This window comes from Mesorhizobium sp. W016, from assembly GCF_054719485.1.
Genome location: NZ_JBTTIF010000002.1, coordinates 3,876,974 through 3,893,048 on the forward strand (window position 1 = coordinate 3,876,974; position 16,075 = coordinate 3,893,048).

18 protein-coding genes are annotated in these 16,075 nt (G+C 62.8%); 12 read left to right on the forward strand and 6 right to left on the reverse strand.

Features of this window, described 5'->3' with window-relative positions; all coding sequences use genetic code 11:
- The first annotated feature begins 3 nt into the window (after nt 1-3).
- Nucleotides 4-2,493 carry an ATP-dependent Clp protease ATP-binding subunit ClpA gene (gene clpA / locus ACYG9V_RS19275; protein WP_352764604.1) on the forward strand — a complete coding sequence of 830 codons (2,490 nt, stop codon included), beginning with the start codon at nt 4-6 and terminating at the stop codon, nt 2,491-2,493.
- A gap of 103 nt (nt 2,494-2,596) precedes the next feature.
- On the opposite strand, the gene ACYG9V_RS19280 is transcribed toward clpA, so the two are convergent.
- The 5 genes from ACYG9V_RS19280 to ACYG9V_RS19300 all read right to left on the reverse strand — a co-directional run bounded on the left by ACYG9V_RS19280 (nt 2,597) and on the right by ACYG9V_RS19300 (nt 6,273).
- Nucleotides 2,597-2,965 carry a phosphatase PAP2 family protein gene (locus ACYG9V_RS19280; RefSeq protein WP_352764606.1) on the reverse strand — a complete coding sequence of 123 codons (369 nt, stop codon included), beginning with the start codon at nt 2,963-2,965 and terminating at the stop codon, nt 2,597-2,599.
- 306 nt (nt 2,966-3,271) lie between these two features.
- Entirely contained in the window at nt 3,272-3,700 is a 429-nt protein-coding gene (locus tag ACYG9V_RS19285) for an HIT family protein (RefSeq protein ID WP_023754875.1), read from the reverse strand.
- A gap of 95 nt (nt 3,701-3,795) precedes the next feature.
- Nucleotides 3,796-5,010 carry a GNAT family N-acetyltransferase gene (locus tag ACYG9V_RS19290; RefSeq protein WP_023696547.1) on the reverse strand — a complete coding sequence of 405 codons (1,215 nt, stop codon included), beginning with the start codon at nt 5,008-5,010 and terminating at the stop codon, nt 3,796-3,798.
- A gap of 55 nt (nt 5,011-5,065) precedes the next feature.
- The gene (locus ACYG9V_RS19295; protein WP_352764608.1) at nt 5,066-5,794 is read right to left on the reverse strand and encodes a glycerophosphodiester phosphodiesterase; all 729 of its coding nucleotides are present in this window, start codon (nt 5,792-5,794) and stop codon (nt 5,066-5,068) included.
- A gap of 14 nt (nt 5,795-5,808) precedes the next feature.
- Entirely contained in the window at nt 5,809-6,273 is a 465-nt protein-coding gene (locus tag ACYG9V_RS19300) for a RidA family protein (protein ID WP_352764610.1), read from the reverse strand.
- 138 nt (nt 6,274-6,411) lie between these two features.
- On the opposite strand from ACYG9V_RS19300, the gene ACYG9V_RS19305 reads away from it, so the two are divergent.
- From ACYG9V_RS19305 to tsf, 5 genes are all read left to right on the forward strand, one after another.
- Entirely contained in the window at nt 6,412-7,242 is an 831-nt protein-coding gene (locus ACYG9V_RS19305; RefSeq protein ID WP_023671019.1) for a cell envelope integrity EipB family protein, read from the forward strand.
- 44 nt (nt 7,243-7,286) lie between these two features.
- Nucleotides 7,287-7,565: a DUF4031 domain-containing protein gene (locus ACYG9V_RS19310; RefSeq protein ID WP_023671020.1), complete on the forward strand. Its 279-nt coding sequence runs from the start codon at nt 7,287-7,289 to the stop codon at nt 7,563-7,565.
- Entirely contained in the window at nt 7,562-8,173 is a 612-nt protein-coding gene (locus ACYG9V_RS19315; RefSeq protein WP_023706228.1) for a LysE family translocator, read from the forward strand. Before ACYG9V_RS19310 ends, ACYG9V_RS19315 begins: the two co-directional genes overlap by 4 nt.
- Before the next feature lie 177 nt (nt 8,174-8,350).
- Nucleotides 8,351-9,139: a 30S ribosomal protein S2 gene (gene rpsB / locus ACYG9V_RS19320; protein ID WP_352764612.1), complete on the forward strand. Its 789-nt coding sequence runs from the start codon at nt 8,351-8,353 to the stop codon at nt 9,137-9,139.
- A gap of 108 nt (nt 9,140-9,247) precedes the next feature.
- Entirely contained in the window at nt 9,248-10,168 is a 921-nt protein-coding gene (tsf, locus tag ACYG9V_RS19325) for a translation elongation factor Ts (RefSeq protein WP_352758279.1), read from the forward strand.
- A gap of 33 nt (nt 10,169-10,201) precedes the next feature.
- Here tsf and ACYG9V_RS19330 read toward each other — a convergent pair whose 3' ends face one another.
- Complete coding sequence (locus ACYG9V_RS19330; protein ID WP_023754872.1) at nt 10,202-11,128, reverse strand: LysR family transcriptional regulator; 927 nt, start codon at nt 11,126-11,128, stop codon at nt 10,202-10,204.
- 98 nt (nt 11,129-11,226) lie between these two features.
- Between ACYG9V_RS19330 and ACYG9V_RS19335 the strand changes: the two genes are divergently transcribed.
- The 6 genes from ACYG9V_RS19335 (at nt 11,227) to ACYG9V_RS19360 (ending at nt 16,009) form a co-directional block, all read left to right on the forward strand.
- Entirely contained in the window at nt 11,227-11,754 is a 528-nt protein-coding gene (locus ACYG9V_RS19335; protein ID WP_023826963.1) for a nuclear transport factor 2 family protein, read from the forward strand.
- Nucleotides 11,755-11,789: 35 nt separating this feature from the next.
- A complete protein-coding gene (locus ACYG9V_RS19340; RefSeq protein ID WP_352462296.1) occupies nt 11,790-12,899 on the forward strand; it encodes an aldo/keto reductase in 1,110 nt (369 codons plus the stop codon).
- A 150-nt stretch (nt 12,900-13,049) separates the two neighbouring features.
- Nucleotides 13,050-13,772 carry a UMP kinase gene (pyrH, locus tag ACYG9V_RS19345; RefSeq protein WP_023671026.1) on the forward strand — a complete coding sequence of 241 codons (723 nt, stop codon included), beginning with the start codon at nt 13,050-13,052 and terminating at the stop codon, nt 13,770-13,772.
- Between the two features lie 101 nt (nt 13,773-13,873).
- Nucleotides 13,874-14,428, forward strand: coding sequence for a ribosome recycling factor (gene frr / locus ACYG9V_RS19350; RefSeq protein WP_023671027.1), 555 nt, complete (start codon nt 13,874-13,876; stop codon nt 14,426-14,428).
- 31 nt (nt 14,429-14,459) lie between these two features.
- Nucleotides 14,460-15,182, forward strand: coding sequence for an isoprenyl transferase (locus ACYG9V_RS19355; protein ID WP_023748403.1), 723 nt, complete (start codon nt 14,460-14,462; stop codon nt 15,180-15,182).
- 11 nt (nt 15,183-15,193) lie between these two features.
- Nucleotides 15,194-16,009 carry a phosphatidate cytidylyltransferase gene (locus tag ACYG9V_RS19360; protein ID WP_023696555.1) on the forward strand — a complete coding sequence of 272 codons (816 nt, stop codon included), beginning with the start codon at nt 15,194-15,196 and terminating at the stop codon, nt 16,007-16,009.
- The last annotated feature ends 66 nt before the right edge of the window (nt 16,010-16,075 follow it).

Genomic DNA, 16,075 nt, shown 5'->3' on the forward strand with positions numbered 1-16,075 from the left:
AACATGCCGGCTTTCTCCCAAGGCCTGGAAAAGGCGCTTCACCAGGCGCTGACGCTCGCCAATGAGCGGCACCATGAATATGCAACCCTAGAACATCTGCTGCTCGCCCTCATCGACGACACCGAGGCGGCCGCCGTTATGCGCGCCTGCAACGTCGATCTGGACGAGCTGAAGCACACCGTTCTGACCTATATCGACACCGAACTCGACAATCTGGTCACCGGTTACGATGAGGATTCCAAGCCGACCGCCGGCTTCCAGCGCGTCATCCAGCGCGCCGTGATCCATGTACAGTCATCCGGCCGCGAGGAAGTGTCCGGCGCCAACGTGCTCGTCGCCATCTTTGCCGAGCGCGAGAGCCATGCCGCTTATTTCCTGCAGGAACAGCAGATGACCCGCTACGACGCGGTCAACTACATCTCGCACGGCATCGCCAAGCGCCCCGGCGCATCGGAGACGCGCTCGCCGCGCGGCGCCGATGACGAGCAGGGCGGCCAGAACGGCGCCGAGCCGCAGGAGGAAGGCGGCAAGAAGAAGCAGCAGCAGGATGCGCTGACGGCTTATTGCATCAACCTCAACAACAAGGCCAAGGCCGGCAAGATCGATCCGCTGATCGGCCGCGAGAGCGAAATCAACCGCACCATCCAGGTGCTGTGCCGCCGCTCTAAGAACAACCCGCTCTATGTCGGCGATCCCGGCGTCGGGAAGACGGCGATTGCCGAAGGTCTGGCCAAGCGCATCGTCGAAGGCGACGTGCCCGAAGTGCTGCAGGACGCCACCATCTTCGCGCTCGACATGGGCACGCTGTTGGCCGGCACCCGCTACCGTGGCGATTTCGAAGAGCGGCTGAAGCAGGTTGTCAAGGAGCTAGAGGATTATCCCGGCGCCGTGCTGTTCATCGACGAGATCCACACCGTCATCGGCGCCGGTGCGACGTCCGGCGGCGCGATGGATGCGTCGAACCTGTTGAAGCCGGCGCTGTCTTCGGGTGCCATCCGCTGCATCGGCTCGACCACTTACAAGGAGTTCCGCCAGTTCTTCGAGAAGGACCGCGCTCTAGTGCGGCGCTTCCAGAAGATCGACGTCAACGAGCCGACCATCGAGGATGCCATCGAGATCATGAAGGGCCTCAAGCCCTATTATGAGGAATTCCACAAGGTGAAGTTCACCAACGAGGCGATCAAGGCTTCGGTGGAACTGTCGGCCCGCTACATCAACGACCGCAAGCTGCCGGACAAGGCGATCGACGTGATCGACGAGACCGGCGCCTCGCAGATGCTGGTGCCGGAAGCCAAGCGCAAAAAGACGATCGGCATTAAGGAGATCGAAGCCACGATCGCCACGATGGCCCGCATCCCGCCGAAGACGGTTTCGGCAGACGACGAGAAGGTGCTGCAAGGCCTCGACATCGAGCTGAAGCGCGTCGTCTATGGCCAGGACACCGCCATCACCGCGCTGACCTCGGCGATCAAGCTGGCGCGTGCCGGCCTGCGCGAACCGGAAAAGCCGATCGGCTCCTACCTGTTCTCAGGCCCGACCGGCGTCGGCAAGACCGAAGTCGCCAAGCAGTTGGCTGCCTCGCTCGGCGTCGAGCTGATCCGCTTCGACATGTCGGAATATATGGAACGCCACACCGTTTCGCGGCTGATCGGCGCGCCTCCCGGCTATGTCGGCTTCGACCAGGGCGGTCTGCTCACCGACGGCGTCGACCAGCATCCGCACTGCGTGCTCTTGCTGGATGAAGTCGAGAAGGCGCATCCGGACCTGTTCAACATCCTGTTGCAGGTCATGGACCACGGCAAGCTGACCGACCACAACGGCAAGCAGATCGACTTCCGCAATGTCATCCTTATCATGACCACCAATGCGGGCGCATCCGATGCGCAGCGCGCGGCGATCGGTTTCGGATCGACCAAGCGCGAAGGCGACGATGTCGAGGCCATCAACCGGTTGTTCACGCCGGAGTTCCGCAACCGTCTCGATGCGATCATCCCGTTCGGCTCGCTGCCGGTGCCGGTCATCCATCAGGTGGTGCAGAAGTTCGTCATGCAGCTCGAGGCCCAGCTCTCCGAGCGGGGCGTCACCTTCGACCTGTCGTCCGACGCGATCGCCTGGCTGGCCGACAAGGGCTATGATGAGCGCATGGGTGCGCGGCCGCTCGGCCGGGTCATCCAGGAGCACATCAAGAAGCCGTTGGCCGACGAGGTGCTGTTCGGCAAGCTCAAGAAGGGCGGCACGGTGCGCGTCACCGTCGAGAAGAAGGAAACCGGCGAAACCGGCCTGAAACTCGAATCACTGGCCGACGAAGCCCCGGTGCAGCCGAAGCAGGAGCCGGAAGAGACGCCGAAAGCCCGCAAGGCGGTGGCCAAGAAGCCCGTCGCCAAGAAGGCGGTGGCGCAGAAGCCTCAGCCCAAGGGCAAGGACGAGCCTGAGCCCAAGGGCAAGGATGGCGGCAAGCGCAGCCTGGTGCCGCAACTGCCGCGCAAGAGCTAAAAAGTTCGCCTATGAAAAAAGGGCCCGGTGACGGGCCCTTTTTTCATTGGCTGGCCGGTTTGCCGACACAGCGCCCCTGCTTTTCAGGTCAGATGTTGTTAGGTCAGGCGGCGACGCCCTCGGGTGCAAACTTGCCCAGGAAGTACCCGCACGCCTTCCAGATGGCGATCGAAATCAGAACGCTCGCATAGCCATCCACGGCATAATGCCAGCCAAGGACGACCGAGCCGACCATGATGATTGCGGCGAATGCCCACATCAAAAGGCCGGCCAACCGTGAGCGGCGTGTTGCATAAAGCGCGAAAAGCACCGCCATCGCCACATGCATGGACGGGAAGGCGGATATGCCGAGACTGCCTCGCGTCGCCCCGATATAGCCGCTCCACACAATGTCCTGCGCAAGGTGAAAAAAAGCTGCCGAGTGCGAAGGCGCAGCCACCGATCCAGAAAGCGAAAAGAAGGTATTGGGCATAGTCTTCCAGCACGCCGAAATCCGGCATGTTTCCGGTGCGCAGGCCGACCGCGGCTGCCAAAAGCAGGGCAGCGATGGCCATCGCGTGCAGCAGGCGGTGTCGCCGGTAGGCGTCCGCCAAGGTGCGCAGAAAGGCCCGGCCGGCAGCTGCTTTTACCAACGGCTCTGATGTCGCAACCGAATGTTCCACGATTTTTAAAACCCAAACGCATCCCGGTACGGCACTTTATCACGGGGTGGTTTGATATTTTCCTAACCGACGTGGTGGATTGTGGCTGAGCGCATCGCCCTGAGGCGCACGCCACCTCAACCGTTCAGCGCTGCCCGGATCCTGGCCGCGTTCTCAGTCAGCAGTTCGGGCTTCTCCATCTGTCCCGTATGCGGCTTGAGCGCGATGCCTTCGAACCGCGGGATGACATGGACATGCAGGTGGTAGACGGTCTGGCCAGACGCCGGTTCGTTGAACTGCAGGATGGTGACCCCGTCAGCGCCGAAAGCCTTTTTGACCGCCAGCGCCACCTTCTGGACCGTGGTGAACAGCCGGCCGAGCGTCGCCGGATCGGCATCGAGCAGATTGCGCGACGGTGCTTTGGGCACCACCAGCGTGTGACCGGGGCCTTGCGGCATCACATCCATGAAGGCGACCACGGCATCATCCTCGTAGACGCGGTGCGACGGGATTTCGCCGCGCAGGATCTTCGCGAAGATATTGCTGGGGTCGTAAGCCTCGGTCATGGCGGCGCTCCGGGAGTATGCTCCCGGTGTAGCGAAGCTGTCCCGGACCGGCAAGATGGTCCGGCGATATCGACAGGCGAGGGCAGGGCGGATCGCTATTCCTCAAGATCCTTGCGGAACGGCGTATGCTCTTCCAGAATTTCGCCCATCCGCTCGACCTCGCGCCGCTCACGCCGGAGATAATCGGCCACAGCATTGCGCAGGCCGGGATGTGCGATGTAGTGCGCCGAATGCATGGTCACGGGACGATAGCCGCGCGCCAGCTTGTGCTCACCCTGCGCGCCGGCCTCGACCACCTTCAGCTTACGCTCGATGGCGAAGTCGATGGCCTGATGGTAGCAAACTTCGAAATGCAGGAACGGGTGGTCCTCGATGCAGCCCCAATTGCGGCCGTAGAGCGCATCGGAGCCGATGAAGTTGATGGCGCCGGCGACATAGCGGCCATTGCGCTTGGCCATTACCAACAGGATATCCTGGGACATGCGCTCGCCGATCAGCGAGAAGAACTTGCGATTGAGATAAGGCCGGCCCCATTTGCGGCTGCCGGTGTCCATATAGAAGGCGAAGAAATCGTCCCAGGCCCCTTCGGTCAGGTCCTTGCCGGTCAGCCGGTCGATCGAGATATCGTTGGCGAGCGCCTCGCGCCGCTCCTTCTTCATCGCCTTGCGCTTGCGCGATGCCAGCGTAGCGAGGAAATCGTCATAGGTCGAAAAGCCTTCGTTGAAGAAGTGGAACTGCTGGTCGGTGCGGTGCAGGAAGCCGGCTGCTTCCAGCGTTGCAACGTCGCTTTCACTGGCGAAGGTGACATGCGCGGACGACACGCCGAGCTTTTCCGTCACCGCCTTCAGGCCCGCTGCGAGACCGGCCTTCACAATGGCGCTGTCCTCGCCTTTGCTGACCAGCAGGCGAGGGCCGGTGACCGGAGAGAACGGCACGGCGCATTGCAGTTTCGGATAGTAGTTGCCGCCGGCGCGTTCGAACGCATCGGACCAGCCGTGGTCGAAGACATATTCGCCCTGGCTGTGCGATTTGAGATAGCAGGGCACGGCGCCCAGCAATCTGCCTTGGGCATTTTCCAGTCTGAGATGATGACCTTGCCAGCCGGTACGCCGCACAGCGCAGCCGGAATCTTCAAGCGCGCTCAGAAAAGCATATGAAACGAGAGGGTTATAGCCATTTTCTGTGTCGCTGCGGGTTGTGCCGGTAAAGCCGTTCCACTCGTCGCAGGTGAAGGCATTGATGCCGGCGGCAACGCGGATGGAAAACTCCGCATTCGCCGTTTGCCCGTCACCTTCATCACCCTGATCCATGGGGCTTATTTAAGCTCTGTCGGGGCCGCTACAAGTCACGTTTCAGGCACTTCCATCAGGCGACATTGACCAGATCGGGTTCGAACCCTTCGAACGTCATCTGGTCGGCGTATTTGAAGGTGAGATCCACCGCCGGCTGGTCATGCACCGTCCAGGTGATGACAGGCATTTTAAGCCTTTCGCGCACGAAGCTGACGAACGGGTTCGGCAGATCGCCCGCGGCATAGGAGGTGAAGGCGAGGTCATGCGCCAGCATGGCGAAATGCGCCTCGATCAACTGGTTGTCCTGGCCATAGGCCGTGAGCCCGCCCGGAATTCCTGGCGCATCCCTGGGGAAATCGCGGACCAGCCAGTGGTCGAACGACATGATCGCCGCCTTGCCCTTGTAGCGCTCCAGCATCTTGCCGACGCTCGCCACCAGGCCCTCGTCGTAGCCGGGCACACCCTTCAATTCGACCACCAAAGGCACGCGGCCGTCGACCAGGTCGAGCACCTCCTGAAGTGTCGGCACATGGTCCTTGGTGCCGCCGATCCTGAGCGCCGCCAGTTCCGCTGCCGTGCGCTGCCAGACGAAGCCGTCCTGGCCGGCCAACCGACTGAGATCGCCGTCATGAATGATGACGGGGACGCGGTCGGACGACAAATGCACGTCGCATTCGATCGCATAGCCGCGCTCGGCGGCAGCAGCGAAGGCCGACAGCGTGTTTTCCCAGCGCGTCTTGTTCATGTCGTGAAAGCCGCGATGCGCCACCGGGCGGGCGGTCAGCCAGGAAAGGTCGGTCATTGTCTTGGTCCTGCTCATGCGACCTCGAAGACGGCTTCGATTTCCACTGCGGCATTAAGCGGCAGACAGGCGGTGCCGACGGCGGAGCGGGCATGCTTGCCGCGCTCGCCAAGGGCCGCGACCAGGAAATCGGAGGCGCCATTGGCGACCAGATGCTGCTCGACGAAATCCGGCACTGATGCAACAAAGACGGTGATCTTGACCAGCCGCTGGATTTTTTCGAGATCGCCAAGTGCTGCTTTTGCCTGCGCCAAGATGTTGATTGCACAGTACTTTGCGCCTTCCTTGCCGGTTGCCGTGTCGACGTCGCGGCCGAGCAGGCCGCTTGCCTGCAGCTTGCCGTCCTTGAGCGGCAACTGCCCGGCGGTGAACAAAAGATTGCCGGACCTGGAATAGGGCACATAGTTCGCGGCGGGCGCTGCGGCGGCAGGTATCGTCACGCCGAGATCGCTTAGCCGCTTTTCGATTGTTTCACTCATCGTATTTCCCTATTGCTTGGAGACGCCGCGCTGGCCGGGCCGAAATTGCTATTTTTGCCTCGCTTCCGCCACGACTTTTTTTAAGCTGGACCATCCTTACCTGCGGCCTGCCATCAGCTGCGACGATCGGAGCCCTTTATGCGCGCAACGCGCCTTGCCTTCCACGCCGTTCTCGTTCCGGTGCTGTTCTCGATGGCTCCAGCCTTTGCCGTGCCGGCGCTGCAGGCGCATCGCGCCGTCTACGATCTTACCCTCGACAAGGCGTCGGACCGCTCGGGCATCACCGGCATTTCCGGCCGCATGGTCTATGAGTTCAACGGCTCGCCCTGCGAGGGCTATACGGTAAAATTCCGTTTCGTCACCCAGATCGCCACCGGCGACAACACCAGGCTGACCGACCAGCAGACGACCACGTTCGAGGACGCCGAAGGCAAGACCTTCTCGTTCGTGACCAAATCCTTCGTCGACCAGAACCTAGACAAGGAGGTCAAGGGCACCGCCACGAAAGAGACCAAGGGCCTCAAGGTCGACATCGACAAGCCCGAGAAGAACAGCCTGGAACTCGCCGCTACTCAGTTCCCGACCCAGCATCTGGTCGAACTGATCGGCAAGGCCGAGAAGGGCGAGAATTTCTACGAAACCAGCCTGTTCGACGGTTCGGAGGATGCCAACAAGGTGATGACCACCACCGTCATCGTCGGCAAGAAGGCCGAGGGCGACAAGGCCGACCCCGAAGCGCCGGCGCTGGCCAAGCTTGCAGGCGACAAATACTGGCCGGTCGACATCGCCTATTTCGACGAGACCGACAAATCGGGCGAAGAGGTGCCGGAATACCGCATCAGCTTCAAGCTGCACGAGAACGGCATCACCCGCGACCTCACAATGGACTATGGCGAGTTCTCGATGACCGGAAAGCTGGTCAACCTGTCGCTGTTCGATCAGACCAAGCCTTGCCCGGTCTCGAAATAGCAACAATGCGGCGCTGGCCACGGCAGGCTTGATGGCAGTTCCCGATGGCGGTCTATGTCGATGCGGCGATCTGGAAATGGGCCGGCCATCGCTGGTGCCACCTGATGGCCGACGATACGGACGAACTGCATCGTTTCGCCGCCGAGCTTGGCGTCAAGCGTTCGTCCTACCAGGGGCCGCCCAGGACATCGGCGCCGCACTATGACATAACCGGCTTCGAGCGCGACCGGGCGGTGCGGCTCGGCGCCATCGAATGCAGCCGCGAGGAGATCGTTGCGATCTTCAGGCGCGTACGGGTACCCAACGGAAAGGGCCGATCGTGACCCTAACGGCATTCCTGGCTTATTGCCTTGCCATCACACTTGCCGCCGCCACGCCGGGACCGGCGATGTTCACGGTGATCACCAACGGCGTGGCACGCGGCTTCCTGCGTGCGTTCGTCGCCGGAATGGGCATTGCCGCCGGCGATGCCGTGCTGGTCACCCTGGCACTGCTCGGGCTGGTGGCGCTGGCCCAGACCTTCGAATGGGTGTTTCTCCTGTTGAAATACGCCGGTGCGGCCTACCTGATTTTCCTCGGCATCAAGATGTGGCGGGCCGCGGCCGCGCAATCGGCCGCGCAAGGAATCCCCCAAACCGGATTGTCGCGGTCGTTCCTGCTTGGCGCCTCCGTGGCGCTCGGCAACCCGAAGGCGATCCTGTTCCACGCCTCGATCATGCCGCTGATCCTCAACCTCGACACCATGACGTTTGCCGACGGCCTGCTGGTGGTGGCAGTCGTCGTCGGCGCCAATATTCTCACCATTGGCATCTACGCCGCGCTGGCGGGCAGGGCATCCGGCTGGCTCAGGACGCCCGAACGCATGCGGCTGATTAACCGGTTCGCCGGCAGCGCCATGATCGGCACCGGAGCGCTGATTGCCGCACGCTGAGCGATGAAGCACCTCACCGCTTGCGTTTGCAGCGCTTCCCCTCTATATGCGCGCTCATTCCACACACGGACTTTGGTGTCTGCCCGGGAGAAATCCGGCTGAAACCTCCGGTGGCGTTCGAGGACAAAGTCCAAAAATGCCTGTGTCCGTGGAGGCTAACCGGAAAAGGAACTAAGAATGGCACTGCCTGATTTCAGCATGCGCCAGCTTTTGGAAGCTGGCATTCACTTCGGCCACCAGACCCACCGCTGGAACCCGAAGATGGCGCCTTACATCTACGGCGCCCGCAACAACATCCACATCATCGACCTGTCGCAGACGGTGCCTTTGCTGCACCAGGCTCTGAAGCAGGTTTCCGACACCGTTGCCAAGGGCGGCCGCGTGCTGTTCGTCGGCACCAAGCGCCAAGCGTCCGACATCGTCGCCGACGCCGCACAGCGTTCGGCCCAATACTATGTCAACTCGCGTTGGCTCGGCGGCATGCTGACCAACTGGAAGACGATCTCGAATTCGATCCAGCGCCTGCGCAAGCTCGACGAGATGCTGGCCGGCGAAGCCCAGGGCCTGACCAAGAAGGAACGCCTGAACCTCGACCGCGAGCGCGAGAAGCTCGACAAGGCGCTCGGCGGTATCAAGGACATGGGCTCGACGCCCGACCTGATGTTCGTCATCGACACCAACAAGGAAGCGATCGCCATTCTCGAGGCCAAGCGCCTCGGCATTCCGGTCGTTGCCATCATCGATTCGAACTGCGATCCGGACAAGATCGACTTCCCGATCCCCGGTAATGACGACGCGGCGCGCGCCATCCAGCTCTATTGCGACCTGATCGCCAAGGCTGCCATCGACGGCATCGCCCGCCAGCATGGCGCGCTCGGCGTCGACATCGGCGCCTCGGTCGAAGCTCCGGTCGAACCGGCGCTTGATCCGGCTCCGGCCCCGGCTGCGGACGCTCCGGAAGCTTGACAATCGAAGGCCGGTTGCGGCCTTCATCATTCTCATATTTGGCACGCTAGACGGACGCATCACCGAGTACCGGTGGTGCGTCGGTGCATTTAAAACAAAGAGGCGACAATGAGCATTTCGGCTGCACAGGTCAAAGAACTCCGCGACTTGACCGGCGCGGGCATGATGGACTGCAAGGCGGCGTTGACCGAGACCAACGGCAACATCGAAGAGGCCGTCGACTGGCTGCGCAAGAAGGGCATTTCCAAGGCCGACAAGAAGGCTGGCCGTACTGCCGCCGAAGGCCTGATCGGCGTCGACTCCGGCGTCCGCGAGGCCGCCATCGTCGAGGTTAACTCCGAGACCGATTTCGTGGCCCGCAACGAGCAGTTCCAGGAGATCGTTCGCAATGTCGCCAAGGTCGCGCTTGCTTATGGCACGACGGAGGCTGTCTCTGCCGCAAAGTATCCGGGTTCGAACAAGTCGGTCACTGACACCATCAAGGACGCCGTTGGCACCATTGGCGAGAACATGAGCTTCCGCCGTTCGGCCAAGCTCACCGTCCCGCACGGTGCTGTCGCAACCTACGTCCACAATGCGGTTGCCGATGGTCTTGGCAAGCTCGGCGTTCTGGTCGCGATCGAGACGACGGGCAATGAGCATGCCGCCAACGCCTTTGGCCGCCAGGTCGCCATGCATGTCGCTGCCACCAACCCGCTGGCGTTGACCGCCGAGCAGATCGATCCGGCAGCGGTCGAGCGCGAGAAGGCGATCTTCGCCGACCAGGCGCGCCAGTCCGGCAAGCCGGAAGCGATCATCGAAAAGATGGTCGAAGGCCGCCTGCGCAAGTTCTACGAGGAAGTCGTGCTCCTCAAGCAGGCCTTCGTGCTCAATCCCGACATCACTGTCGAGCAGGCGCTGAAGGATGCCGAGAAGGACATCGGCGCTCCGGCCAAGATCTCCGCCTATCTGCGCTTTGCGCTGGGCGAAGGCATCGAAAAGGAAGAGACCGATTTCGCGGCGGAAGTCGCGGCGGCGGTGAAGAAGTAGTTTTAAAAATAGCCCCGAAAAGGGCTTCTCAGCTCAGGCAACTCGGCCGGGTGTCCGCAAGGATGCTCGGCCGATTTCTTGTGCGGTGTCGATGAAGGCCCTGAGCTTTGGCGCCGTCGACGCCCTGCGCGGGAAGTAAAGGAAGAGGCCGGGCTCCTCGATCGCCGTTTGCGGCAGGATCTGAACGAGGCGGCCGGCGGCCAATTCCGCGCGCACCAGCGGCTCGAACACATAGGTCAGCCCGACGCCGGCAAGCGCAAGGTCGATCGCGGCCAGCGAATCGGTGACGATGACCGTACCCTTCGTCTCGGCCACGACATCCTTGCCGTCCTCAGTCAGGTCCCAGCGATAGAGTGCGCCGGAGCGCACAAGCCGGTAGCCGATGCAATTGTGGTCCGAAAGATCCGCCACACCGCGCGGACGGCCATGCCGGCCGACATAGGCGGGGGAGGCGACGATCACGGCGTTGAATGGCGGCGTCAGCCGGACCGTGACCATGTCCTGTGCGATCATCTCGCCCAGCCGGATGCCGGCATCAAAACCCTCGCCGACAATGTCCACCAGCCCCTGGTCGGTGAGCAATTCGATGGTCACATCAGGATAGCGTTCAGCCATCGCGGCGGCCACGGGAGTGACGGCAAGTGGAACGGCGATGTTGGGAACGTTCAACCTGAGCAAGCCGGAGGGCCGGCCCTTGATGGCTCGGATGCGGTCCATCCGGTCGGCGATATCCTGGAGGGCAGGGGCTGCCGTCTCCACCAGCGCCTTGCCGGCTTCCGTCAGCGAGACGCTGCGCGTGGTGCGCGCAAACAGCGGCTGGCCGATCCGCTCCTCCACGAGGCGCACCGCATGGCTGACGGCGGATGGGGACATGCCCAGTTCGGCCGCAGCTAGCGCAAAGCCGCCGCGTCGGGCAACGGCGACGATGACAGGCAAATGACTGAGCAGATCCCGATCCATTCATGCATGATATCGCATAGTCCTTGCGAACACTTCAATGTTCTCGATGCCGACAGGCTGACCCATATTGCCGTCACCAATGCACAAGGAGAAGAGAGATGAATGCCTTGAAACACGCTACCTTCGCCGCAGCCCTTGCTCTGGCGCCGGCTGATGCCGGCGGCGCCGAGCCGTCCGGTTGGCGCGCGCTCGCCGACGAACGCGCCGTCATCCGCATCGCCGATGCCATCGACCGTGCCGTCGATGCGCAGGACTGGAAGCTTGCCCGCTCCTATTTCGCCGACCGTGTCACCGTCGACTTCAGCAGCCTGTCAGGACAGCCTGCCGCCACCATCCCCTCCGACGATCTGATCGGTACCTGGGCCGGCAACCTCAGGGGCAGCAAGACCAGCCTGCATCTGCGCACCAATCACCAGGTGATCTTTGAGGCGGACGCGGCGACCGTCTCTTCGAACGGCTATGCCTGGAACCGGATGGAAGGCAATGGCGACCCGCTGTGGGAAGTCTGGGGCACCTACGAGCACCATCTGGTTCGCTCCGGGACCGGCTGGAAAGTCGACGGCTTCGTTTTCCGCGCCACGCATGAGCGCGGCAATCCCTGGGTCAAGATGACGCCTGGCCAGTGAGCCGGCGTCAATAAAGTCAGGATAGGAAAAACACCATGACCATGAGCTATTACACACTGGGCAACAGCGGCCTGCGCGTCAGCCGGCTGGCACTGGGCACCATGACCTTTGGCACCGAATGGGGTTGGGGCGCGGACAGGGAAACCGCGCGCGCCATGGTCGACGCCTATGTCGAGGCCGGCGGCAATTTCTTCGACACCGCCGACCTCTACACCGGCGGCACAGCCGAAACCTGGCTCGGCGAATTCATCGCCGAGCGAGGCTTGCGCGACAAAGCGGTGATCGCCACGAAATTCACCTTCAACGCGGAGCCCGGCAATCCGAACGCCGGCGGCAATGGCCGCAAGAACATCTTGCGCGCCGTGGACGCTTCCCTGAAGCGGTTGGGCACTGATTATATCGACCTCTACCTCCTGCATGTCTGGGACGGGCTGACGCCGGCCGAGGAGGTCATGCGCACGATGGATGATCTCGTGCGTGCGGGCAAAATTCGCCATGTCGGCCTGTCCGATGTGCCGGCCTGGTATGCTGCCCGCGCGCAGACGATCGCCGAGTGGCGCGGCTACGAGCCGGTGTCGGCCCTGCAGCTTGAATATTCGCTGGCGGAGCGTTCGATCGAAAATGAGTTCGTGCCCTTCGGCACCCGCCATGGCGCAGGAATCATGGTGTGGAGCCCGCTGGCCAGCGGGCTGCTCAGCGGCAAGTACCGGCCGGCGCAGGACGGCCATGTCGGCCGGCTCGACGGCTTTCGCAACACCACTCATCCGGGGTTCCAGAAGTTCACCGAGCGCAACTGGGCGATCGTGGCGGAACTCGAAAAAGTGGCCGCCGAACTCGGACACAGCATGGCGCAGGTCGCGCTCAACTGGGTGGCAACGCAACCGGGCATCGCCACCGTGATTCTTGGCGCCACCAAGCTGGCGCAGTTGCAGGACAATCTGGCGGCGTTGGATTTCACGTTACCCGCCGAGCTTCGCGCGCGGCTGGATACGGTCAGCAAGACACCGCCGCCATTCCCGTACGCCTATTTCGGGTCCGACATACAAGCCCGGGTTACCGGCGGCGCCGTGACCGGCGACAAGCCGTTGGGTTATGCGCCGCCGCTGCTGGTCGAGGGCGACGCCGTCAGCATCACCAGCAACTGACGGGCCGCGACGGGAAGGCGGAATTGGGCGAGGGGCGCCGCGTGACATCGCGGCGCCCTTCGTGTATCGGAACTCGGCATCGCGCCAGCGGCGGCGCCCGCGCGAGGGCGGCCTGCCCAGGCTGCCACACGCAACAATGACGAGGTCCAGATGACGGCAAAGCCCCTCTATCGACGTGTCCTGCTGAAAGCGTCGGGCGAAGCGTTGATGGGCGAGCAGCATTTCGGCATCGATGTCTCGGTGGTCGACCGAATCGCCGCCGACATCGCCGAAGCCCGCGCACTTGGCATCGAGGTCGGCGTCGTCATTGGCGGCGGCAATATCTTTCGCGGCGTGGCGGTGGCATCCAAGGGCGGCGACCGCGTCACCGGCGACCACATGGGCATGCTGGCCACCGTCATCAACTCGCTGGCGCTGCGCACCTCGCTGAACAAGATCGGCGTCGATGCCGTCGTGCTGTCGGCCATCGCCATGCCCGAACTTTGCGAGAGTTTTTCCCAGCGCCAGGCCACCGCCTATATGAACCAGGGCAAGGTCGTCATTTTCGCCGGCGGCACCGGCAATCCGTTCTTCACCACCGATTCGGCCGCGGCCTTGCGCGCCGCCGAGATCGGCGCCGACGCGTTGTTCAAGGGCACCCAGGTCGACGGCGTCTATTCGGCCGATCCCAAGAAGGATCCGAATGCGACCCGCTTCGAGCGCATCAGCCATGCCGAAGTCATCAACAAGGGCCTTTCGATCATGGATACCGCCGCAATTGCACTTGCGCGCGAAAACAACATCCCGATAATCGTCTATTCGATCCACGAAAAAGGTGGTTTCGGCGATATTCTGCGGGGCGGCGGCCGTTGCACGATCGTCGCCGACGAGTGACCCGGAGTATACTCTCCTAAAAAGGGGATCAGTTTTCGAAAGCGGGTCCGAATATAGGCCCTAAGCACTGAACCCGGATCAAACGGGTCGAGGAGACTAAGATGAGTGGTGAGTTCGACGACCTCAAGCGGCGCATGGATGGCGCGATCGCCGCCTTCAAGCACGATCTGGCTTCGCTGCGCACCGGCCGTGCCTCCAGCAATCTGCTCGACGCCATCCAGGTCCAGGCCTACGGCACCACCATGCCCATCAACCAGGTGGCGAACGTGTCGGTGCCGGAGCCGCGCATGATCTCGGTTTCGGTATGGGACAAGTCGATGGTCGGCGCGGTCGACCGTGCCATCAGAGAATCCAATCTCGGCTTCAATCCGATCGTCGACGGCACCAATCTCAGAATTCCGCTGCCTGAGCTCAACGAGCAGCGCCGCAAGGAACTGGTCAAGATTTCGCATGGCTACGCCGAGAACGCCCGCGTTGCGGTGCGCCATGTCCGTCGCGACGGCATGGACTTCTTGAAGAAGGCGGAAAAGGACGGCGACATCAGCGAGGACGATCAGCGCAAGCGCTCCGATCAGGTCCAGAAGCTGACCGACGAAACGATCAGCACCATCGATCACCTGCTTTCCGATAAGGAAGCTGAAATCATGCAGGTCTAGGGTCGGCCCACACCGGCCCGAAAGCGAGACAATGGCAACGCCCGCGCATGTCGCGATCATCATGGATGGAAACGGACGCTGGGCCAAGGCGCGCGGCATGCCGCGGCTTGCCGGCCATCGCGCCGGCGTCGAAGCGCTGCGCAAGACGGTGCGCGCCGCGCCCGGTCTCGGCATTTCCTTCCTGACCGTCTACGCCTTTTCGTCGGAAAACTGGTCGCGGCCCAAGGCCGAAGTCAGCGACCTGATGGGGCTTTTGAAGCTGTTCATCCGTCGCGATCTGGCCGAACTGCACCAGAACGGCGTGCGCGTCAGGATCATCGGTGACAGGGCGGGGCTGCAGCCGGACATCAGGGGCCTGCTCGAAGAGGCCGAATCGCTGACTGCGCGCAATGAATCGCTGACCTTGGTCATCGCCTTCAACTATGGCGGGCGCGACGAGATCGTGCGCACGGCACGCAAGCTCGCAGCCGCAGTGGCGCGCGGCGAGATCGACGCAGAGGCGATCACGGCAGACACTTTTGCCGGCGCCCTCGACACCGCAGGCATTCCCGATCCGGAGCTGGTCATCCGCACCAGTGGCGAGCTTCGGCTGTCGAACTTCCTTCTGTGGCAGGCAGCCTACAGCGAACTGGTTTTTCTGCCTTGCTACTGGCCTGACTTCAGCCGCGAACACCTGGCCGACGCATTGCGCGATTTTGCTGGCCGCGAGCGCCGTTTTGGCGGGCTTGCCGCTCAAGATGTCGCTGCCTCGTGATCGGCGGCGGGATGAACAATCTTCAGCTTCGCATCGTCTCGGCGCTGGTGCTGGCCGCAATAGCGCTTGGCCTGACCTGGTTGGGAGGGCTGTGGTTCCGCCTGCTTTGCGCCGGGATATCGGCGGTCATCTTCTATGAATGGGCGCGCATGTCGCGCCCCTTGGCCGGTGCGACCCTCGGCTTCATTCCCGAAGCGCTGCTTCTGGTTTTCGTCGTCGCCCTGGTTGCAGGCGTGCCGGCATCGTGGCTTCTGTCTCTTGTCCTGGCCATGGTTGTGGTCGCTGCTGTCGGCGCCCGTATGCGTGGAGCGGCGCAATGGGATGCAGCCGGTCTTGCCTACGCGGCTTTGTCCGGCTTATCGCTGGCGCTGCTGCGCGGCGGCGACCATCCCGGCCTGGTCGCAATCCTGTTTCTGTTCGCCGTGGTCTGGGCGACCGACATCTTCGCCTATTTCGTCGGCCGCTCCGTCGGTGGGCCCAAGCTCGCGCCATCTATATCCCCCGGCAAGACGCAGAGCGGCGCGCTTGGCGGCGCTGTCGGCGGCGTGGCCGCCGGCGTGCTTCTGGCTGCCGCCGCCGGGGCCGGCAATCTTGGCGTCCTCGCCTTGGTTGCGCTGGTGCTGTCGATTGTTGCCCAGGCTGGCGATCTCTTCGAATCCTGGGTCAAGCGCCGCCACGGCCGCAAGGATTCAAGCGCGTTGATACCCGGGCATGGCGGTGTCATGGACAGGGTGGACGGGCTTGTCGCGGCGGCTTTTGCCCTATACGTGATCGGCTGGATTTCGGCGGGCGCCGATCATCCGGCGCAGGGGCTGTTTCCGGCTTGAGTGATATTTCACGGCGAAGAAATGGCGCACGCCACGGATTCGCCTGGATTGATGTCACAGTCGCGG